A 19,281-nucleotide genomic window follows, 5' to 3' on the forward strand; every position below is an offset into this window, starting at 1 on the left:
TGTGCATCGCCCGGCTCGACGCCGGGCAAAACTGAGACTAGCATTGCGAAACCTCAGTAACGCCCAAATAAGACCTCAAAAACACCTCAGGCAAACCCCATGCTCGAACGCGCAAAACACTTCTCCATCAAGCAACTCGCGACCCAGGCGGGCGTGAGCAAAGCCACGGTCGATCGTGTGCTGCATCAACGCGGCAGCGTGCATGCGCAGACGCGGCGGCGCATCGAGCAGGCGTTGGATGAGCTGGAGTCCCAGGAGAAAAACGGCCTGGCGGTGGGGCGCACCTTTCATGTGGACGTGATCATGCACACGCCCAAGCGCTTCAGTGCAGCGGTGCAAGCGGCCATCGTCGCGCAACTGGCCAGCCTGGCGCCGTTTCGGATTGCCCCGCGTTTTCACCTGTTCGAGGAGATCGAACCCCAGGCCATGCATGACCAACTGCTGCGCTGCCTCGACACCGGCAGCCAGGGCGTGGTGCTCAAGGCCGCCGACGAACCGGCAGTGAACCAGGCGGTCAAGCAACTGATTGCGGCGGGCATTCCGGTGGTGACCCTGGTCACGGACTTGCCGCAAAGCGAGCGCATCGGTTACGTCGGCATGGACAACCGCACCGCTGGGCAGACCGCGGCGTACCTGATGTCGCGCTGGCTGCCGGCGTTGGCCCAGGACGTCGCCGTGGTGATCGGCAGCGAGCTGTTCCGTGGCGAAGAAGAACGCGAGATGGGCTTTCGCGCCTGGCTGCGTGGGCGTGCGCCGCACCTGCGGGTGCTGGATGTGAGTGGCGGTTATGGCGTTTACGAGCGCACCTTCGAGCGCGTGACCCAGGCACTTAAACACCATCCGGAGCTGAAGGCGGTGTACAGCGTCGGCGGCGGCAACCGCGCGATTGTCGATGCCTTCGCCGCCCTCGAACGCCCGCTGGACGTGTTTATCGGCCACGACCTCGACGAAGAAAACCGCCAGTTGCTGCGCGAAGAAAAAGTCGCCGCGATCATCGACCACAACCTGCAGATCGACGCGCGCAGCGTGTTCCTGCACATCCTGCAATTTCATCGGCTGTGGAAGGCCGGGCCGATTGCGCCGTCACAGGTGCAAATCGTCACGCCGTTCAACCTGCCGGACTGAATCTCTCCCCAACAACAAAACTAGGAGTGTTCACCATGCTACGAATCGCCGTTCTAGGTGCCGGGCGCATCGCCAAGATCCACGCCGCCAACGTCGCCGCCCACCCCAATGCCACGCTGGTGCTGGTGGCCGATCCCTGGCGTGAAGGGGTCGATGCGCTAAGCACGCAATTGGGCTGCGAGGCGGCTTACGATTGCGCCGCCGTGCTCAGCCGTGACGATATCGACGCCGTGGTCATCGGCACGCCCACCGACACCCATATCGACCTGCTGCTGGCAGCGGTGGCTTCGGGCAAGGCGGTACTCTGCGAGAAACCCATCGACCTCGATATCGCAAAGGCGCGCAGCGCAGCAAAGGCCGTAGAACGCCAGGGCGGCCTGGTGATGCTCGGCTTCAACCGGCGTTTCGACCCCGACATGCTGCGCCTGCGCCAAGCCCTGGACGCCGGGCAGATCGGCGCCGTGCGCCAGGTGATCATCACCAGCCGCGACCCCGGCCTGGCGCCGCGTGACTACCTGGCCCACTCCGGCGGCATCCTGCGCGACATGACCATCCACGACTTCGACACCGCGCGCCACCTGCTCGGCGAAGAACCGGTGGAAGTCAGCGCCATCGCCAGCCGCCTGGTGGACCCTAGCCTGGCCGAGATCGACGATTACGACAGCGTGATGGTCTTGCTGCGCACCGCCTCGGGCAAGCAATGCCATATCAACTGCTGCCGCCAGGCGGTGTATGGCTACGACCAGCGCGTCGAAGTGTCCGGCGCCAGCGGCGTGCTGCTCACCGATAACCATCGCCCCAGTACCTTGCGACACTGGAGCGCGGCGCACACCGAGGCGCTGGAGCCGTTGCAGCATTTTTTCCTGGAGCGGTATGCGGATGCTTATCGCAATGAGCTGACGCAGTTCATTGATGCGCTGAACGGCGGCCAGCCGTTGCCTACCACTATGCGCGACGGTTTGTACGCGTTGCACCTGGCGGACTGCGCGCTGGAGTCGGTGAAGAGTGGGCGGAGTGTGGCGGTGAGTTACGATCTCTAACGGTAGGCGTTGGTGGGGAAATGGGGACGGACCCCATTTCTCCGACCCCATTTCTCCCGGCGTTACGAGTCGCGGTTAAAGCAAACCGAGCTTAATGGCTATGCCCAAGGTCATCATGACCGCTATCAGCCCGAGCGCGCTCCATTGCAGACGCACGAGTTTAAGTTTGAGCGCGACCGGAAAGCCCGCGAGCTCTTCGGTGCTCAACATACCTCTTTTGATGTGGCGCTTTGGAAATGTGACGATTCCAGAAATGCTACCGATCACCAGCAATTTCCCCCATGGCCCCCCGTACCGAAAAGTCGCCCAAAATGCGACTATCGAACTGTTTTTCAGGTGTTCCAGGATGAGGTCCATTTTTGTATAGGCAAGGTGCAGACAAATACCAAGCCATAGAAAAATGCCGGCAAAATCTGCCAAGGCAATAACCAAAAACACCTTGTCGCCTATGCTCAGGCTCATTTAACCACCTCATAAATCTTTTCCCCTATCCGTTCACCCGTTGCCCCACCTACAGCTCCGGCGGTGGCGGAGGCAGTTCCAACTGCGACGACCGGGAAATGGGGACGGCCCCCATTTCCCACAGCGTTACGAGTCGCGGTTAGATCAATCCGAGCTTAATGGCTATGCCAAAGGTCATCATGACCAGCAAGAGGCCGATCATGGACCACTGCAAAAATGCCAATTTGCGTTTGAGGGCGGCGGGGAAACCCGCTAAGTCTTCAGCGCTCAATTGACCTTTTCTGAGTTGGTAGCTTGGGAACGTGATGAGCCCGCAAACGCCGCCTATGAACATCAGTTTTCCCCAGGGGCCGGCGTGTAGGATCGGTGCCCAAGTCATGATTGCCGGACTGTTTTTGAGGTGTTCCAGCATCACGTCTGCTTGGGTATAAGCCAGGTGCAGGCAGATGCCAATACAAAGGAAAATCCCGGCAAAGTCGACTAGCGCAATGGTCAAAAGAACTGTATCGCTCGTGCTCAGCGTCATTCAGCGGCCTCGTAGATTTTCTCGCCTACCCACCCGCCAAATGCGCCGCCCATGGTGCCTCCTGCGACAGAGCCTGCGCCAACCACGACGAGGCCGCATACCAAAGGAGCTATCCCTACGGTTGGTACACCCAACCCGACACACAGGCCACCGACGACAGCACTTGATAGTGCCGCACCCGCCCAGGCACCACCACCTAGCGACCCGACAAAACTACCTGTTTCCGAAAACTTGATCTTCTCGCAGGCTTCTTGGTTACCCGCAGAACACACGTTTTTCACCTTCATATAAGAAGCCCCACCCCCAATCGCTGTACCGACCCAGCCTCCACGTTTGATCACCGTCGAAGCTTTCGCCAACTGTTGGATGTGGGTCGCGTAACCAGGTATCTGGCCCGGTGCCCCGGCCTGCGACCACCGATGAACAAGACTGCGGCTTGATATTCCCAGCGCGGTTTTCAGATGGGGATGGTCGGGAATGCCGGCGCTTCTGCGGGTCAGGGCGGTGAGGTGGGTATCAAGCCAAGCCAGCGGGTTTTTGCGTTCGGCGAAGAATTCCGGTGATCGCAAGTGTCCGTCCTTGAGGAATGCTTTTTGGTGCAGTGCCTCGATGTCCTGCAAGATTGTTTTCAAGTTATCCAGGTTCCTGGCGAGTATGGTTTCACCCGCTCCGATAGCGGTTGAACTGTGGGCCAGGAAGCTTTGGATCTGCTCGCGATGGCGCATCATGAAGTCCGCATCGGCTGCACTAAGCGGGTTTATAGCGTCATGGGTGAGTGCCGCGGCTTCCAGTAAGTGGTTTTCTTCTTTGCTGCATTGAAAGTTGTTTGGATCGCCAAGCACGATCAATGAGCCGGCTTTAACGTTGTCTGTTCGAGGGTTGAGCGTTCGGAACTTGGCCATTACCGCTGGGTCTGGCGTTGGAAATAACGTGGCCTCCAAAGCGTCGCGGGTCGTGCTTTGGGGCACGATATAGAAGCCGGGTTCTACACCTTGTGGGCTGTTAAGCGCAGAGGGCGTCCAATGACTCGAAGGACGGTACGTCGACTGATTCTGTGCCGCCGAACTGCGGGCCTGAGCCACTGGCGCCGGTTCAGCGGCGCGTCTCATGGCCGGCCGTTCGTAGCTTTCGTTGCGGTAGATCGCCGTGTAGATCGAGGGAATGAATCTTGCTCGGCAGGGGCAACTGCTGAAGCTGTCCAGCGTGCCAGCCATCAGCCTGCCATGGCTGTTCATGTGTGAAATACCGCCGAGTATTTTATATATGCCCGGGTGCTTTCCACATGTCACGCGGTCTCCCTCACAGGCGTGGAGGAGGCCATAGATGTTTATGCTGGGGTCGCCATCCAGGACTTTCCCGCCGCAGGTGGTTTTGTCACCCAAGCCAATGAAGTGTCCGTCACTCATTCAAAATGTCCTTTTTATGCAGTCAGTAAACGTGCGTTTATTACGCAGTTACCCTGATAATTTGGATATTCGAAGTACAGTCGGACGCTTCCGGCCATCACTTAGGAAAAGTCAGCTGGATACGTAGGGATGGTGCAGATGGGGTCGCTGTACGGTGAAAATCACCCTGAGCGACGATTAGCCAAACGAACTCGCTCCAGTCCGATCCACCAACCGAATGCTGTCACGCCCACCGCGCTTGGTTTCATACAGCGCGGTGTCCCCTTGTTCGATCAATTCCGTCAGGCTTGCCGGCGGCTGGTCGAACAGGTTGGCGCCGATGCTCAGGGTGACCGCTGTCGGGGTCGCAAAGGTTTGCGCGGTGAATTGAAAAAATTGCCCGCGCAGGCGGCTGCCGAGGTCGACGATTTGCTCGGTGGAGGCCGGGTGCAGCAGGATTACAAACTCATCACCGCCCAAGCGCGCGACCAGTGCGCCACGGGGCACCACTGCACGGATCATCTCGCTCAAGGCGATCAGCAGGCGGTCGCCGGCGATGTGGCCGTAGAGGTCGTTGACCGGCTTGAAGTTGTCGATGTCGATCAACAACAGCGCGCCCGGACGGGCCGGGGACACCTGGGCCAGCAAGCGCGGCGCACGCAGATCCAGGGCGCGGCGGTTGTAGAGGGCGGTCAGCGGGTCGCGGGCGGCGAGGCGGGCGATCTGCTGTTCGCGGCGATAACGTTCCGAGCCGGTCATCGACAAGGCGATCAGCATGATCGCCATTGCGCCTTCCACCAGGGACACCTGGATGATCTCGCCCTTGAACGCCGCCAGGTCGATCAAGGTGCCGGGGATCAACACCGACAGCGCCTTGGCCACGTAGAACGAGCCGTGGATCAGCAGCACATAGCGCAGTTGCACCGCGCCGATGCTCAATGACTTGCCGTGGGGCCGCAGCAGGCTGCTGGCACATAAGGTCGGTGCCGCCACCAACAGGGACTGCACCGCCAGCATGGCTTTGGACCACGGCAAGTCGGCCGGCAATAGCAACATGCCGAGCCACACGACGGGCATCAGCAGCCACCACCGCGACAGCCGCGCCTGGGTGAACCGTGCTACGCCGAGCAAGAACAGGAAGTGGGCGATCACCAGCAAGCCATTGGCGAACCAGATGCCGATCATCAAGAAGCCGCTGCTGCGCAGCAAGGCGAGGGTGGAGCCGATGCTGATGGTCGCGAAACCGGCGCTCCAGCACAGCAGCGACGGTTCGCGCACGCTGCGCCATTCAACGGCGAGGTACAGGGCAGCAGCAGCGGCGAGGGCCACGGTGAGGGCCAAAATCGTAGGAGGGTCGAGCGTCATGTCTTGCCGGGTCTGCCTGGTGTGCGTTTAAACCGGGATTGTAAGCGCACACGCAGGTTTTCAGAACACTCATCGTCATGGCATTGCGCCAGCCGATGAGTGGCAGGTCAGACGCCCTTGGTGGACGGCAGCAATATTGTCAGGATGCCCACCAGCGGCAGGAACGAACACAGCTTGTAGACATACTCGATGCCGTGGTTATCCGCGAGCAACCCGAGCAGCGCGGCGCCAATCCCGCTGAAGCCGAACATCAGGCCGAAGAAGATCCCGGCGATCATGCCGACGTTGCCGGGCACCAGCTCCTGGGCGAACACCACGATGGCGGAGAAGGCCGAGGCGAGGATAAAGCCGATCACCACGCTGAGCACGGCGGTCCAGAACAGATCGACGTAGGGCAGGGCGAGGGTGAACGGCGCGGCGCCGAGGATCGAGAACCAGATGACTTTCTTGCGGCCGATCTTGTCGCCAATCGGCCCGCCGGCAAAGGTACCCACGGCCACTGCACCGAGGAACAGGAACAGGTACATCTGCGAACTGGCGACCGACAGCTGGAACTTCTCGATCAGGTAGAAGGTGAAGTAGCTGGTGAGGCTGGACATGTAGAAGTACTTGGAGAACACCAGCACGGCCAACACCACCAAGGCAAAGGTCACGCGGCCCTTGGACAAGCCATGGGTAGCTTTGCCGCCTTGCTTGAGCTTGAACAGGCTGAGGTGGTTGCGATACCAACGGCTCAAACCGTAGAGCACCAGAATGGCAAACACCGCAAACAGGCCGAACCAGGCGACATGGCCCTGGCCGTAGGGAATGATGATCGCCGCCGCGAGCAACGGGCCGAGGGCGCTGCCGGTGTTGCCGCCGACCTGGAAGGTCGATTGCGCCAGGCCAAAGCGGCCGCCGGAGGCCAGGCGCGCAACGCGCGAGGTTTCCGGGTGGAAGGTCGAGGAACCCACGCCCACCAGGCCTGCGGCGAGCAGGATCGCCGGGAAGCTGCCGACAAACGCCAGCATCAGGATGCCGACCAAGGTGCAGACCATGCCGGCGGGCAGCAGCCATGGTTTGGGATGGCGGTCGGTGTGGTAGCCGATCCACGGTTGCAGCAGGGAGGCGGTCAGCTGGAAGGTCAGGGTAATCAGGCCGACCTGAGCAAAACTCAGGCCGTAGTTGGCCTTGAGCATCGGGTAGATCGACGGCAGTACGGCCTGGATCAAGTCATTGATCAGGTGCGCCAAGGCACAGGCGCCGAGAATGCGCATGACCAAGGGGCTGGCGTGGGGCGTGGCGGTGGTAGCAGCAGCGGGTGACGCGGTCAGGGTCGACATGCAGGCATTCCATACAGGGTGGCGAGTACTTGGGCTCGCCATCTATTTCAAAATGATTCGGCGTTCATGCTAGATTTGCGGAAAATGCCTGTCTCGCGAAATTCGGGCAGCAATCATCGCAAAAAGGGCGAAATGATCAAATCACTGGATAAATTTCTACAGGAAATCGACGAGGGCGACTGGGCAGTGATCAGTTCGGCCACCGACTACCCCGAGAACTGGGTCATCCCCGAGCACAGTCACGAGAAACACCAATTACTCTACGCCATCGAAGGCGTGATGGTGGTGCACTCGGCGCAAAGCCAATGGACGGTACCGTCCAACCGTGGGTTCTGGATGCCGTGCGGGCAGGTTCACTCGCTGCGGTGCGTAGGGACGTTGAAAATGCGCAGCGTGTTCGTGCGCCCCGATGTATTCCCCAACCTGCCGAGTGAAACCAAGGCGGTGAGTATCTCGCCGTTGTTGAGCGAACTGATCAAGGCGTCGGTGAGCCTGAAACCGCCGTATGCCGAAGACTCGCGGGATGCGCGGATCATGCACCTGATCCTTGATGAACTCGCGTTGCTGCCGGCCTTGCCGCTCTCGTTGCCGCAGCCGGCTGACCCGCGTATCCAGCAGATCTGCGCGGCGTTGCAGGACGACCCGGGCGATGCCTCCACCGTGGCCGATTGGAGTGAACGCCTGGGCCTGGACCAGAAGACCATCCAGCGCCTGTTCCGCAAGGAGACCGCCATGACCTTCGGCCAATGGCGCCAGCAGGCGCGCTTGTTGCTGGCGCTGGAGCGCATTGCGGTGGGGGAGAAGATTATCGATGTGGCGCTGGAGCTGGGTTATGAAAGCCCCAGCGCCTTTACCAGCATGTTCAAGAAACAGTTTGGCAAGACGCCGAGTCAGTTTTTCAGGTAGGAGCGCGCTGTCGAAGTCACTGATCACTGGTTAAATTGGCGTAGAAAATACAGCCAATCAGTCGCGCAAACAGGCTCAGGGTTTCTGGCAGGTTGGGGTCGTCAAACAGCATCGCCCTTGAATCCAGGGCGCAAAGCGCGCCATACAGGCGGCCGTCGGGCAGGAAGATCGGGGCCCCCGCATAGCTTTCGATTTCAAATTGTTTGACCACTGGGCGGGCGGCAAAGCGGCCGTTCTTGCTGATTTCGGGAATGAACAACGCCTGGGGGTTGATGCAGAACTCGCTGCACAGGGTGGTTTCCAGATCCAGCACGTCGTGGACGTTGATGCCCATTTGCAAGGGGTCGTAGACCGAACACACCACCCATTCCAGGTCGGTGAACTTGGCGATGCCGGCGAAACGCATGCCGGTCAGGCGGGTGACCAGGTGAAGGATGCTGGTGGTGGCTTCGATTTCGGCGATGGCGGCGCGTTCTTCGGCGCTGAGTAATGATTGTGCTGCTGTGACGCTTGGAACCATACGGAACACTCCAAAGGCGTGGCGACCAGGGCCGCCACGCACGGTCAGGCCTTAATTGATCCGCGGATGCTGCTGCACCAGGTTCTCGCGCTTGGCTTCCAGTTCGGCAATCTCGGCATCGATGTCTTCGATCTTCTGCTCGATATTGTCGTGATGCTCCTGCAACAACTCCTTGGCTTCGGCCATGTCCGACGCCGCCGGTGCTGCACCGCGCAGGGGTTTGTTGGCGGTTTCCTTCATGGTCAGGCCGGTGATCAGGCCGACCACGGCAAACACCATCAGGTAGTAGGCGGGCATGTACAGGTCGTTGGTGCTTTCCACCAGCCAGGCCACGGCCGTCGGGGTCAGGCCGGCGATCAGCACCGAGACGTTGAACGCACTGGCCAGCGCACTGTAGCGCAGGTGGGTGGGGAACATCGCCGGCAGGGTCGAGGCCATCACGCCGATAAAGAAGTTCAGCACGATGGCGAGGATCAGCAGCCCGGCGAAGATCAAGCCGATCTTGCCGCTGGTGATCAGCATGAAGGCCGGGATCGACAGCACCAACAGGCCGATGCTGCCCGCGATGATGAAGGGCTTGCGGCCGATCTTGTCGCTGACAAAACCAATGAACGGCTGCACGAAGAGCATGCCGACCATGATGGCGATGATGATCAGTACGCCGCTGTTTTCTTTGTAATGCAGGTTATGGGACAGGTAGCTCGGCATGTAGGTGAGCAGCATGTAGTACGTCACGTTGGTCGCGGCGACGATGCCGATACAGGTCAACAGGCTGCGCCAGTGCTTGGTCGCGACTTCCTTGAAGGAGACTTTTGGCCCGTGGCTGAGGCCTTCGCGGTCGCCTTGTTCGAGCTTGTCCATGTGTTGCTGGAACGCCGGGGTTTCTTCCAGGGCGTGGCGCAGGTACAGGCCGATGATGCCCAGGGGCAGGGCGAGGAAGAACGGCAGGCGCCAGCCCCACGATTCAAATTGCTCTTCACCCAGCACGCTGGAGATCAACACCACCACGCCCGCACCAAGGACGAAACCGGCGATGGAGCCGAAGTCCAGCCAGCTGCCAAGGAAGCCGCGCTTGCGGTCGGGTGCGTATTCGGCAACGAAGATCGACGCACCGGTGTACTCACCGCCCACCGAGAAACCCTGGGCCATTTTGCACAGCAACAGCAGGATCGGTGCCCAGATGCCAATCGTGGCGTAACCAGGGATCAGGCCGATGGCAAAGGTGCTCAGGGACATGATCACGATGGTGGCGGCGAGGACTTTTTGTCGCCCGTATTTATCGCCAAGCGCACCAAAGAACAGGCCACCCAGCGGGCGGATCAGGAACGGCACGGAGAAGGTGCCCAGCGCGGCAATCATCTGCACGCTGGGGGAGGCATCGGGGAAGAACACCTTGCCGAGCACGTAGGCGACGAACCCGTAGACGCCAAAGTCGAACCATTCCATGGCATTGCCCAATGCGGCGGCGGTGATCGCCTTGCGCATCTTGGTGTCATCGACAATGGTGATGTCTTTCAATCCGATGGGGTTGACACGTTTCTTGCGAGATTTCATGGGGGCCACTCTAAATCTGAACAGGGGAGGTGCCATCGCCGCGATGGCACCGCTCTGAAAGGTCAGATACAAGCGGACACGAAATAATTCACCCGATGGGGCATTTTTTATTGTCTTGCGCAAAAACAGGTGGGAGCTGGCTTGCCTGCGATGGCGGTCTGTCAGTGAAAAATCTGAGGCTGACCCACCGCTATCGCAGGCAAGCCAGCTCCCACAGTTGAGCGGTGCGTGGAGTAATCAGGATTGTCATCCTACAACTGCTTTTGCCTTGTGCATCACATACCTCAATAAACCGCAATCTTTCAGATTGACAGCCCGTAGGACGCCCGCTATAAAAGTCACAGTTGTACGACGACATATGACGTAACGTATGTCCTACCTAACAAAAATAAAAAAGTGATGCCATGAACTTGAACGAGCCCATCAACGCCCAGCGCGTTGGCCAAGCGGTAGGCAACTATCGCTGGACCATCTGCGCGATGCTGTTCTTTGCCACCACCGTCAACTACCTCGACCGCCAGGTGCTCAGCCTCCTGGCGCCACAGCTGTCCACGCAGTTTGGCTGGAGCAACACCGACTACGCGAACATCGCGGCGGTGTTCCAGTTTGTCTACGCCATCTCCATGCTGTTTGCCGGGCGCCTGGTCGATAAGATCGGCACCAAGACCGCTTATGTGGTGGCGATTGGCATCTGGTCCACGGGCGCCATCATGCATGCGTTCTCGGTGCCGATGGGCGAGGGCATCGCCGCCGTCAGCGGGGCGATTGGCTTGGCGGTGATTCCGGTGTCGATTGCCGGTTTCATGCTGTCCCGTGCGGTATTGGCGATTGGCGAGGCGGGTAACTTTCCGATTGCGATCAAGGCCACGGCGGAGTACTTCCCCAAGAAAGAGCGCTCATTCGCCACCGGCATTTTCAACTCCGGGGCCAACGTCGGTGCGATCCTGGCGCCGATTTGCGTGCCGTTGATTGCAGGCCTCTGGGGCTGGGAAGCGGCGTTTATCGTGATTGGTGCGCTGGGTTTTGTATGGGTGGCGGTGTGGATCGCGCTCTACGAGAAACCCGAGCAGCAAAAGCGCCTGTCGGCGGCGGAACTGGCCTACATCCGCAGTGACGAGACCGTACAGCCGTTCACCCCGGCGCCTACCGGAGCCGTGGAGAAAAAAGTCTCGTGGTTCAAGCTGCTGACCTACCGTCAGACGTGGGCATTTGCCTTCGGCAAGTTCATGACCGACGGCGTGTGGTGGTTCTTCCTGTTCTGGCTGCCTACGTACCTGGCGGCGCAATACGGCATGAAAGGCGCCGATATCGTGATGCCGCTGGCGGTGCTGTACAGCATGACCATGGTCGGCAGCATCGGTGGCGGCTGGTTCCCCAGCTACTTCATGGCCCGGGGCGATGCGCCGTATGACGGGCGCATGAAGGCGATGTTGATCATCGCGCTGTTCCCGCTGGTGGTGTTGCTGGCGCAGCCGTTGGGCTATATCAGCTTCTGGGTGCCGGTGTTGCTGATCGGCGTAGGCGCTTCAGCGCACCAGGCGTGGTCGTGCAATATCTTCACCACCGTGTCCGACATGTTCCCGCAGAAAACCGTGGCCTCGGTGGTCGGCATTGGCGGCATGGCCGGTGGCCTGGGCGGCGTGGTGATGACCAAGATCGGCGGCTGGGTGTTCGACTACTACAAGTCGATCAACGATATCCACACTGGCTACATGATCATGTTCGCGATCTGTGCACTGGCGTACCTGGTGGCCTGGAGCGTGATGAAGACGCTGGTGCCACGCCACAAGGAAATCACTGACCTTTAATGCGAAGCTTCCCGCGCTGCCGGCAGCGCGGGAATGTTTCACAGGTCCCGCGCCCAGGTCTGGCTGATCAATTCTTTCCCGAAGCTTGCAGTGGGCTCCTCTTCAACCAATTCAAACCCCGCCTTCTGGTACAGCTTGCGTGCATCCACCAGCGCGCTCATCGTCCACAGCACCATGCGTTTATAGCCGGCGTGCCGGGCGAACCGCAGGCACTCATCCACCAGGCGCTGGCCGATGCCCATGCCACGCGCGCTGGCATCCACGTAGAGCATGCGCAGCTTGGCGGTGCTGTCGTCATGGCGCACCACAAACACCGATCCCACCACCTCGCCGTCCTTTTCCGCGATCCAGCAGCGCTCGCAGCTCGGGTCAAATTCGCGCAAATACTTGGCGACGATCTCCGCCACCAACGCTTCAAACTCCCAATTCCAGTGGTACTCACGCGCATAAAGGGCGGACTGGCGCTGCACCACCAGGCCCATGTCGCCAGGCTGCGGATCGCGCAGCAGGAATCTGGGCGGCGTGCCTTGCAGCAGGGTCTGGATACGCTGCATGGCGGCGGTCAGTTGCTGCTGTTGCGGTTCGGGCAGGGCCTCCAGCAAGGCGATCACTTCGTCCTGGGTCTTTTGCTCCAGGGGCGTCAATACCGAGCGGCCGAGGTCGCTGAGGTGCAGTTGTACTGCGCGGGCGTCGGTGGTGGAGCGGACCTTCTGGATCAGGCCTTGCCTTTCGAGCCCGCTGATCAGCCGGCTCAGGTAGCCCGCATCCAGGCCGAGCATCTGGCACAGATCGGCGCTGGTCAGGTCGCCACGGGAAGACAGCTCGTACATCACGCGGATTTCGGTGAGCGAGAAGGCGCTTTGCAGCAGGTGTTCCTGCAATACACCGATCTGGTGCGTGTAGAAACGATTGAAGCCACGGATGATGCCGGCGCGTTCGACAAGGGAGGTGGAAGACATGATGGAGTCCATATAGTTGCCCTTGGCAATTATATTGTTGCCTTAGGCAAGCATGTCAATGGACAAATCCACTGAACCTCCTGGGTTGCGTCGCACCTAACCCCGTATCATCCCGTCCTTATCTCCGCCAGGCACTCCCATGACTCATCCACGCATCGGCTTTGCATGCCAATACAAGCATCCCGAACGCCTGCTCTCGGCCAGTGCCCTGAAGTTGATCGAAGGCCCGTACAACCCGCGTACCACCACCCTGCGCTGGATGGACGGGGTCACGCCCAAAGTGGCCCGCGCCAAGCTGGTGGAAGTGGTCACCCATAACCTCGCCGCGCAATTGCACCTGCTGCGCTACGTCGCCGGGTTGCCGCCGACCTTGCGCATGCTGCGCCTGAGCAGCGATTTGTTGCCGTTCTACAGCCACCCGAAAGTCGCCGCGGTGTACCAGGACCCGGCCATCGCGCAGCAGTTGATCGAGGGTTTTGCCGCCATCGGCGAACTGGCGCGGGGGGCGGATATCCGCCTGTCGTTTCACCCTGGGCAATATTGCGTGCTCGGCTCGGAAAACCCCGGCGTGGTGGAAAACAGTCTGGCCGAATTCGAATACCACGCTGACATGATCCGTATGATGGGCTATGGCCGGCAGTTCCAGGACCTCAAGTGCAATGTGCACATCGCCGGCCGCCTGGGGGTGGAGGGCACGCGTGCGGTGTGGGCGCGCTTGTCGCAAGTGGCGCGTAATTGCATCACCTTCGAGAACGACGAGAAGACCTACGGCCTCGACCACTGCCTGCAAGTCGCCGACCTGGCGCCGGTGGTGCTGGATATCCACCACTGCTGGATCAACGAAAACGACTACATCGACCCCCACTCGGAACGAGTCGCGCGAGTCATCGACAGTTGGCGCGGGGTGCGCCCGACGATGCATTACTCCCAGCCGCAGGAGAGCTTGCAAGAGTTGGGCTTTGACGCGGACCACAAGCTGGAAATGGATGCGCTGATGCAGGTGGTGTCCAAACGCGATTTGTACGGCCATAGCGCGCAGATGTGGAACCGCTGGACCAATGACTACGCGCTGCAGTTTCTCGACCGTTTCGACATCATGCTGGAGGCCAAGGATAAGAACGTCGCATCACTGGCGTTCTACGAACATTGGCAGCGGCGCCTGGCTTGACGGCGGTCATTTCTTGCCATTCAGAGGGATGACCAGCGACACCCACATGTTCCAGCCATCGGGGCGGTTCTTGGCGTCGAACTCGTAGTAGCCCTTGATATTGGCGTACCACAACTCATCGCTCACCTTGAAGAAATGCCCGGCCTGCGGGCCAATCCCGGCGACCCGTGATTTGAAATCCCCCAGCGTCGCGCCGCTGCCACTGTCGCCGGTGACTTGTTCGAAGTAGTAGCCGACCAGGCCGACCAGGGTTTGTGAGGTGAAGAAGTGCGAGGCGCTCAGGTCGAGGTGGGCGTCGATGCCGTTCTGGTAGCGGGTGTCGGTGTTTTCCCAGTTGTAGGTCATGCCGGCCACGGCGGAAAACTCGTTGGTCTTGTCGAAGTAGGTGTAGCCACCGCCGGCATCCAGGGCGGCGTGGCCCAGGCCGATATTCACCAGGCGATCCGGGTCATAGGCGCCGATGGGAATGTTGCCCATGGTGTAGGCCATGAAGTTGTGCACGCCGTGGTTCCATTTCAGGGTGCCGAGCAGATAAAGGTCGCTGCCGCCCTTGAGGCTGTCGTTGGTTCCGCCGGAGAACGAGCGGCCGCGCGGGCCGGTCACCGTTGCATCGATACTGGCTTCGGAGCGCGCCACCGCTCCCACCGCTGAAATCGCTGCCTGGGCGCCACCCAGCACTGGCGTTTCAAAGGTGTAGGTGGGGCTGGCGAAGAGCAGGTCCGCCTCCGCATCCAGCCCGACCACGGTACGCCCGCCGCGTGGGAAGGCCTTGTTTTTGTTATCGCTGGCTTTGACGTGGTAGTAGATCAGCGGCAGGCTCCAGCCCGGGGTGACCGGGGCGGCGGCGAGTGCGCCGAACTGGCCGGGCAGCCAGAAGCTGATGCCGCCATCGTCGGCGTGGGCCAAGGCCAGGGGGAGCAGGGCGATCAGGCCCAATACGCTTGTCTGTCTGGTCATAGGACTTCCTATCCAAAAGGCCATGGCTGGCGGCAGGCGCCACCGCTCTCAGTGCCTTCGGACGCACTGCGCTCCCAATGGCTGCTTGAGCATAGTCCAGGGATTGAAGAGTGTTGCCCGGCCACGCATCGCCGGGCATGCTCTGTGACCGACACAAGGAAACGTCTCCATGCCTACCCTGCACCTGCTCTGCGGCAAGATCGCCTCCGGTAAATCCACGCTCGCCAACCGCCTCGCTGCGGAGCACGCCGCCATTGTGCTCAGCGAAGACCATTGGTTGGCACAGCTCTATCCGGGGGAAATCCTCGCCATTGCGGACTACCTGCGCAGCGCCCAGCGTATCCGCGGCGTGCTGGGGCCACTGGTGATCCGCCTGCTGCAATCGGGGGTCAACGTGGTGCTGGACTTTCCGGCCAACACTCTGGCCAACCGCGAATGGCTGCGCGGCCTGGCGCAGACGGCCCAGGTGCCGCATTGCCTGCACTACCTGGAACTGGACGATGCGACGTGTCGCGCCCGGCTGCATGCCAGGAATGCCCGCGGCGAGCATGATTTTGCGGCAACCGATGCTGAGTTCGACCTGATTACTCGTCACTTTTGTGTGCCGAGTGAGGAGGAGGGGTTGGTGATTGAGGTGCATCGCCCGGCGATGTGATTGCGGTGGCACAGGCGAAACCTCTATTGCCTGACCCACCGCTTTCGCAGCCTCGCTAAAGCTCGACAGCTCCCACAGGGGATTGGGTTTGCAGGTGGGTGCAGGTGTACTCAGTTCAAAATGTGGGAGCTGGCTTGCCTGCGAAGACGGCGGCACAGGCGAAATCTCCGTTGCCTGACCCGCCACTTTCGCAGCCTCGCTAAAGCTCGACAGCTCCCACAGGGGATTGGGTTTGCAGGTGGGGGCAGGTGTACACCGTCCAAAATGTGGGAGCTGGCTTGCCTGCGAAGACGGCGGCACAGGCGAAATCTCCGTTGCCTGACCCACCGCTTTCGCAGCCTCGCTAGAGCTCGACAGCTCCCACAGGGGATTGGGTTTGCAGGTGGGTGCAGGTGTACACCGTTCAAAATGTGGGAGCTGGCTTGCCTGCGAAGACGGTGGCACAGGCGAAACCTCTGCTCCCACAGAGGATCGGCGCAAGGCTCAGGACTTGAACCGCCCCACCAACCCATTCAACTCATCCGACAGGTTCGACAGCCGACCCGAGTCGTCCTGTGCCGAGTTCGCCAGGCTTTCCACCAGTCGCGCTTCGTCGTAGATCTGCTGGATATGCCGGTTGATCTCTTCCGCTACGCTGTGTTGTTCCTCGGCGGCGGCCGAGATCTGCAGGTTCTGGTCGCGGATTTCGTTGACCGACAATTGGATGCCCTCGAAGCTGTCCCGCGCGCTTTCGATGGACGACACGCTGGCGCGCGACAGGTCCAGGCAACTGCCCATTTTCTGGGTGACTTCCTGGGTCTTGGTTTCCAGGGTGCCGAGCAGGTTTTCGATCTCGCCGGTGGAGTCCGATGTGCGCTTGGCCAAGGCCCGTACCTCGTCGGCTACCACGGCAAAACCACGGCCTTGATCGCCGGCCCGGGCGGCTTCGATGGCGGCGTTGAGGGCCAGCAAGTTGGTCTGTTCGGCAATGGCGCGGATGGTGCCGAGGATCTGGTTAATGCTGCGGCTGCCGGCTTCCAGTTCGACCATGGCCTGGGACGATTCGGTCAGGCGACGGCCCAGGCGGTTGACGTTGTCGGTGGTCACTTCGATCTGCTGTTTGCCTTCGGCGACGCGGCGATGGCCGTTCTCGGCTGACTCGGCTGCGCCGCTGCACGAGCGGGCAACTTCGTTGGCCGTGGCGACCATCTCGTTGAACGCCGTAGAGACCAATTCCACCGCCTCGCGCTGGCGCCCCGCAGCGTCGTTCATATTATTAGCCACTTCACTGTTGACCCGTGAAGCATCCTGCAGATTGGCCGATGCGGCGCCGATGTGCTGGATCAGCTGGCGGATCGCCGCGAGAAATTTGTTGAACCAGCCGGCCAGTTCGGCGGTTTCGTCCTTGCCCTGCACGTGCAGCTCATGGCGCAAGTCGCCTTCACCCTGGGCGATGGACTGCAAGCCGGTGCTGACCTGGCCGATGGGTTTGACGATGACCTTGGAGAACGCTGCCGCCACCAGCCCGAAGATCAGCACCAGCACCGCGACGATCGCGCTGGTGAGGTAGGTCATGCGCGTGGCCTCGGCCATCACTTCGCTGTATTCGATCAGGCCGACATACCGCCAGCCCAGGCCGGGCGAGGTCCAGATATTGGCCATGTAGCGCACGCCATTGATCACCACTTCGGTGGAACCCTGGGCGGTATTGGCCAATTGTGCGTAGGGCTCGCCAAGGTCTTTGAGGGGCTTGAAGTTGTGCGCGTTGTCGCGCGGGTCCACCAGCACCACGCCGTCTTCGATCAGCATCACGTAGCCGCTTTCACCGAGCTTGATGCTCTTGACCAGCTCGGTGAGATTCTTCAGCGAGACGCTGACCACAAACACGCCCTTGGCCTTGCCGGTGTTGTCCAGCAACGCGCGCGCGGTGCCCACCAGTGCTACATCGTCTTTGTCGTAGTAATACGCCGGGGTGCGCACGGTCTTGCCGGGGCTGGCCATTGCCGCCTTGTACCAAGGGCGCGTGCGCGGGTCATATTTGGCCAGTTGCGGGTCATCGGGCCATTTGGCGTAGGTGCCGTCTTCCAGGCCGATGGACAGGATCGCAGCGGCGGGGTGCGTCGCGCCATAGCGCGCAAAGTGCTCGATCACCTGTTGCGCCTCGGCCGGCATCGGCTGGCTGGCGGCGTTGGCGGGTTGGTAATCCTTGAGGGTGTTCACGGAAGTGTATACAGGATCGGCGGACAATTGATCGACGTTCTGCGTCGTGCCGTCGAAAAACTGCCGGATGTTGCCATCGATCTGGCGTATTTCCCGGGTGCTGCCATCGATGAATTGGTCGACCGCCTGGGTCCGCGTGTTCATGACGGAGATCACCGCAACCAGGCTGACCGGGATAAAAGCGACGGAAACGAAAGCAAGGACCAGCTTATTTTTTATTTTCATCGAGACGACCATCAGCGGGGAGGGCGGCCAAATCGTCGCGTCAGGGTGGGAGGCGGCGATTTGCTATCACCGCTATGTCGGCCTGTAGGTCGAGAACCTTTAGCGATTTTTTGTCTACAAGTCTTATCGCGTATTGTCCTAACGTGGGTTTGCCTGTTTTCCGGGCAGTCGTGCCGGGTAAGATGCCGCCTGCACCTCATCTTGATCAAGGACATGACATGGCGCTCATCACGGAACGCGTAGAACTGGCTCGCAACGGTGCCAATGACAAGGTTATCTGCCGCATGGCCTCAGGCTGGGCGGTGATGGGCGATGTGCAATTTCTGCCGGGGTACTGTCTGTTGTTGCCCGACCCGGTGGTGGCCAGCCTCAACGACCTGGATGCGCAAGCCCGCGCCACGTACTTGCTGGACATGGCGCGCCTCGGCGACGCCGTGCTGCAAGCCACCGATGCCTTGCGCATGAACTACGAGATCCTCGGCAATTCCGAGCCGGAACTGCATTGCCATATCTTCCCGCGTTATGCCTCGGAGCCCGACGACAAGCGGCGGATGCCGGCCTGGTTTTACGACTGGAAAAACGCGCCGCCCTACGCCGAGGCGCTGCACGGCCCGCTGCGCAAGGCTCTGGCGCAACTGCTGGAGGCACCGGCCAATGCGTGAGCGCAAGGCTTCGCGGCTCTTGGTGATCAGCCCCGCCCACGAAGTGCTGCTGTTCCGCTTTGTGCACAAGGACGGCGCCTTGGCCGGGCAAAACTACTGGGCCACTCCCGGCGGCGGTGTTGAAGAGGGAGAAACCTTCGAAGCCGCAGCGATACGCGAACTGCGCGAAGAGACTGGCCTTGTATGCAATAGCGTTGGCGTATGCGTGGCCGACCGCCGCGTTGTCTTGATGCTGCCCTGTGGCGAAACAGTGCTGGCCATCGAGAAATATTTTGTCGTGCACGCGCCCAGCACCGCGCTGTCAAAAGCCGAGTGGACCCTGTCAGAAACCAAAGTCATGGCCGATCACCATTGGTGGTCCGTCAGCGACCTGAGCACCACCAGCGACACGGTCTGGCCTGAAGCGCTGCTCCAGATGCTGCAAGACGCAGGCATCTGACCCC

Annotated in this window: 19 protein-coding genes; 9 read left to right on the forward strand and 10 right to left on the reverse strand. The window is 60.7% G+C overall.

Features of this window, described 5'->3' with window-relative positions; all coding sequences use genetic code 11:
- The first annotated feature begins 99 nt into the window (after nt 1-99).
- The gene (locus tag DBR46_RS20095) at nt 100-1,125 is read left to right on the forward strand and encodes a LacI family DNA-binding transcriptional regulator (protein ID WP_124527571.1); all 1,026 of its coding nucleotides are present in this window, start codon (nt 100-102) and stop codon (nt 1,123-1,125) included.
- Between the two features lie 35 nt (nt 1,126-1,160).
- The gene (iolG, locus tag DBR46_RS20100; RefSeq protein ID WP_124527572.1) at nt 1,161-2,165 is read left to right on the forward strand and encodes an inositol 2-dehydrogenase; all 1,005 of its coding nucleotides are present in this window, start codon (nt 1,161-1,163) and stop codon (nt 2,163-2,165) included.
- A 75-nt stretch (nt 2,166-2,240) separates the two neighbouring features.
- Here iolG and DBR46_RS20105 read toward each other — a convergent pair whose 3' ends face one another.
- The 5 genes from DBR46_RS20105 to DBR46_RS20125 all read right to left on the reverse strand — a co-directional run bounded on the left by DBR46_RS20105 (nt 2,241) and on the right by DBR46_RS20125 (nt 7,225).
- On the reverse strand, nt 2,241-2,627 hold the full coding sequence (locus DBR46_RS20105) for a hypothetical protein (protein WP_124527573.1): 387 nt from the start codon (nt 2,625-2,627) through the stop codon (nt 2,241-2,243).
- A gap of 139 nt (nt 2,628-2,766) precedes the next feature.
- On the reverse strand, nt 2,767-3,153 hold the full coding sequence (locus tag DBR46_RS20110) for a hypothetical protein (RefSeq protein WP_124527574.1): 387 nt from the start codon (nt 3,151-3,153) through the stop codon (nt 2,767-2,769).
- Nucleotides 3,150-4,559, reverse strand: coding sequence for a PAAR domain-containing protein (locus DBR46_RS20115; RefSeq protein ID WP_124527575.1), 1,410 nt, complete (start codon nt 4,557-4,559; stop codon nt 3,150-3,152). The genes DBR46_RS20110 and DBR46_RS20115 overlap by 4 nt, the downstream gene beginning before the upstream one ends.
- Before the next feature lie 177 nt (nt 4,560-4,736).
- Nucleotides 4,737-5,903 carry a GGDEF domain-containing protein gene (locus DBR46_RS20120; protein WP_124527576.1) on the reverse strand — a complete coding sequence of 389 codons (1,167 nt, stop codon included), beginning with the start codon at nt 5,901-5,903 and terminating at the stop codon, nt 4,737-4,739.
- Nucleotides 5,904-6,010: 107 nt separating this feature from the next.
- A complete protein-coding gene (locus DBR46_RS20125; RefSeq protein ID WP_124527577.1) occupies nt 6,011-7,225 on the reverse strand; it encodes an MFS transporter in 1,215 nt (404 codons plus the stop codon).
- A gap of 84 nt (nt 7,226-7,309) precedes the next feature.
- Here DBR46_RS20125 and DBR46_RS20130 point away from each other — a divergent pair, with 84 nt between their 5' ends.
- On the forward strand, nt 7,310-8,131 hold the full coding sequence (locus DBR46_RS20130) for a helix-turn-helix domain-containing protein (RefSeq protein ID WP_124527578.1): 822 nt from the start codon (nt 7,310-7,312) through the stop codon (nt 8,129-8,131).
- 16 nt (nt 8,132-8,147) lie between these two features.
- On the opposite strand, the gene DBR46_RS20135 is transcribed toward DBR46_RS20130, so the two are convergent.
- Nucleotides 8,148-8,651, reverse strand: a complete 504-nt coding sequence (locus DBR46_RS20135) for a GAF domain-containing protein (RefSeq protein ID WP_124527579.1) — start codon at nt 8,649-8,651, stop codon at nt 8,148-8,150.
- 51 nt (nt 8,652-8,702) lie between these two features.
- The gene (proP, locus tag DBR46_RS20140) at nt 8,703-10,205 is read right to left on the reverse strand and encodes a glycine betaine/L-proline transporter ProP (protein ID WP_124527580.1); all 1,503 of its coding nucleotides are present in this window, start codon (nt 10,203-10,205) and stop codon (nt 8,703-8,705) included.
- A gap of 404 nt (nt 10,206-10,609) precedes the next feature.
- On the opposite strand from proP, the gene DBR46_RS20145 reads away from it, so the two are divergent.
- Complete coding sequence (locus DBR46_RS20145) at nt 10,610-12,013, forward strand: MFS transporter (protein ID WP_124527581.1); 1,404 nt, start codon at nt 10,610-10,612, stop codon at nt 12,011-12,013.
- A gap of 38 nt (nt 12,014-12,051) precedes the next feature.
- Here the strand turns inward: DBR46_RS20145 and DBR46_RS20150 are convergent, their stop codons facing one another.
- Complete coding sequence (locus DBR46_RS20150) at nt 12,052-12,972, reverse strand: helix-turn-helix domain-containing GNAT family N-acetyltransferase (RefSeq protein WP_124527582.1); 921 nt, start codon at nt 12,970-12,972, stop codon at nt 12,052-12,054.
- A gap of 139 nt (nt 12,973-13,111) precedes the next feature.
- Here DBR46_RS20150 and DBR46_RS20155 point away from each other — a divergent pair, with 139 nt between their 5' ends.
- On the forward strand, nt 13,112-14,140 hold the full coding sequence (locus DBR46_RS20155) for a UV damage endonuclease UvsE (RefSeq protein ID WP_124527583.1): 1,029 nt from the start codon (nt 13,112-13,114) through the stop codon (nt 14,138-14,140).
- 6 nt (nt 14,141-14,146) lie between these two features.
- Here the strand turns inward: DBR46_RS20155 and DBR46_RS20160 are convergent, their stop codons facing one another.
- Nucleotides 14,147-15,097, reverse strand: coding sequence for a transporter (locus DBR46_RS20160; protein WP_124527584.1), 951 nt, complete (start codon nt 15,095-15,097; stop codon nt 14,147-14,149).
- A gap of 169 nt (nt 15,098-15,266) precedes the next feature.
- On the opposite strand from DBR46_RS20160, the gene DBR46_RS20165 reads away from it, so the two are divergent.
- Nucleotides 15,267-15,752, forward strand: coding sequence for an ATP-binding protein (locus DBR46_RS20165; protein ID WP_124527585.1), 486 nt, complete (start codon nt 15,267-15,269; stop codon nt 15,750-15,752).
- 483 nt (nt 15,753-16,235) lie between these two features.
- Here the strand turns inward: DBR46_RS20165 and DBR46_RS20170 are convergent, their stop codons facing one another.
- On the reverse strand, nt 16,236-18,176 hold the full coding sequence (locus DBR46_RS20170; RefSeq protein WP_124527586.1) for a methyl-accepting chemotaxis protein: 1,941 nt from the start codon (nt 18,174-18,176) through the stop codon (nt 16,236-16,238).
- Between DBR46_RS20170 and DBR46_RS30325 the strand changes: the two genes are divergently transcribed.
- From DBR46_RS30325 to DBR46_RS20180, 3 genes are all read left to right on the forward strand, one after another.
- Nucleotides 18,094-18,264, forward strand: a complete 171-nt coding sequence (locus DBR46_RS30325) for a hypothetical protein (protein WP_177414101.1) — start codon at nt 18,094-18,096, stop codon at nt 18,262-18,264. The two genes, DBR46_RS20170 and DBR46_RS30325, sit on opposite strands and share 83 nt — an antisense overlap.
- A 130-nt stretch (nt 18,265-18,394) precedes the next feature.
- The gene (locus DBR46_RS20175) at nt 18,395-18,838 is read left to right on the forward strand and encodes an HIT family protein (RefSeq protein ID WP_124527587.1); all 444 of its coding nucleotides are present in this window, start codon (nt 18,395-18,397) and stop codon (nt 18,836-18,838) included.
- The gene (locus DBR46_RS20180) at nt 18,831-19,277 is read left to right on the forward strand and encodes an NUDIX hydrolase (RefSeq protein ID WP_124527588.1); all 447 of its coding nucleotides are present in this window, start codon (nt 18,831-18,833) and stop codon (nt 19,275-19,277) included. Before DBR46_RS20175 ends, DBR46_RS20180 begins: the two co-directional genes overlap by 8 nt.
- Nucleotides 19,278-19,281 lie beyond the last annotated feature (4 nt).

This window comes from Pseudomonas sp. KBW05 (genome assembly GCF_003852405.1).
In the GTDB taxonomy this organism is placed as follows: Bacteria; Pseudomonadota; Gammaproteobacteria; order Pseudomonadales; family Pseudomonadaceae; genus Aquipseudomonas.

Excerpts from the sequence above, each read along its gene's own strand:
- DBR46_RS20095 (WP_124527571.1), top strand. The coding sequence starts at position 100 with ATGCTCGAACGCGCAAAACACTTCTCCATCAAGCAACTCGCGACCCAG.
- iolG (WP_124527572.1), top strand. The coding sequence starts at position 1,161 with ATGCTACGAATCGCCGTTCTAGGTGCCGGGCGCATCGCCAAGATCCAC.
- DBR46_RS20105 (WP_124527573.1), bottom strand. The coding sequence starts at position 2,627 with ATGAGCCTGAGCATAGGCGACAAGGTGTTTTTGGTTATTGCCTTGGCA.
- DBR46_RS20110 (WP_124527574.1), bottom strand. The coding sequence starts at position 3,153 with ATGACGCTGAGCACGAGCGATACAGTTCTTTTGACCATTGCGCTAGTC.
- DBR46_RS20115 (WP_124527575.1), bottom strand. The coding sequence starts at position 4,559 with ATGAGTGACGGACACTTCATTGGCTTGGGTGACAAAACCACCTGCGGC.
- DBR46_RS20120 (WP_124527576.1), bottom strand. The coding sequence starts at position 5,903 with ATGACGCTCGACCCTCCTACGATTTTGGCCCTCACCGTGGCCCTCGCC.
- DBR46_RS20125 (WP_124527577.1), bottom strand. The coding sequence starts at position 7,225 with ATGTCGACCCTGACCGCGTCACCCGCTGCTGCTACCACCGCCACGCCC.
- DBR46_RS20130 (WP_124527578.1), top strand. The coding sequence starts at position 7,310 with ATGCCTGTCTCGCGAAATTCGGGCAGCAATCATCGCAAAAAGGGCGAA.
- DBR46_RS20135 (WP_124527579.1), bottom strand. The coding sequence starts at position 8,651 with ATGGTTCCAAGCGTCACAGCAGCACAATCATTACTCAGCGCCGAAGAA.
- proP (WP_124527580.1), bottom strand. The coding sequence starts at position 10,205 with ATGAAATCTCGCAAGAAACGTGTCAACCCCATCGGATTGAAAGACATC.
- DBR46_RS20145 (WP_124527581.1), top strand. The coding sequence starts at position 10,610 with ATGAACTTGAACGAGCCCATCAACGCCCAGCGCGTTGGCCAAGCGGTA.
- DBR46_RS20150 (WP_124527582.1), bottom strand. The coding sequence starts at position 12,972 with ATGTCTTCCACCTCCCTTGTCGAACGCGCCGGCATCATCCGTGGCTTC.
- DBR46_RS20155 (WP_124527583.1), top strand. The coding sequence starts at position 13,112 with ATGACTCATCCACGCATCGGCTTTGCATGCCAATACAAGCATCCCGAA.
- DBR46_RS20160 (WP_124527584.1), bottom strand. The coding sequence starts at position 15,097 with ATGACCAGACAGACAAGCGTATTGGGCCTGATCGCCCTGCTCCCCCTG.
- DBR46_RS20165 (WP_124527585.1), top strand. The coding sequence starts at position 15,267 with ATGCCTACCCTGCACCTGCTCTGCGGCAAGATCGCCTCCGGTAAATCC.
- DBR46_RS30325 (WP_177414101.1), top strand. The coding sequence starts at position 18,094 with ATGACGGAGATCACCGCAACCAGGCTGACCGGGATAAAAGCGACGGAA.
- DBR46_RS20170 (WP_124527586.1), bottom strand. The coding sequence starts at position 18,176 with ATGAAAATAAAAAATAAGCTGGTCCTTGCTTTCGTTTCCGTCGCTTTT.
- DBR46_RS20175 (WP_124527587.1), top strand. The coding sequence starts at position 18,395 with ATGGCGCTCATCACGGAACGCGTAGAACTGGCTCGCAACGGTGCCAAT.
- DBR46_RS20180 (WP_124527588.1), top strand. The coding sequence starts at position 18,831 with ATGCGTGAGCGCAAGGCTTCGCGGCTCTTGGTGATCAGCCCCGCCCAC.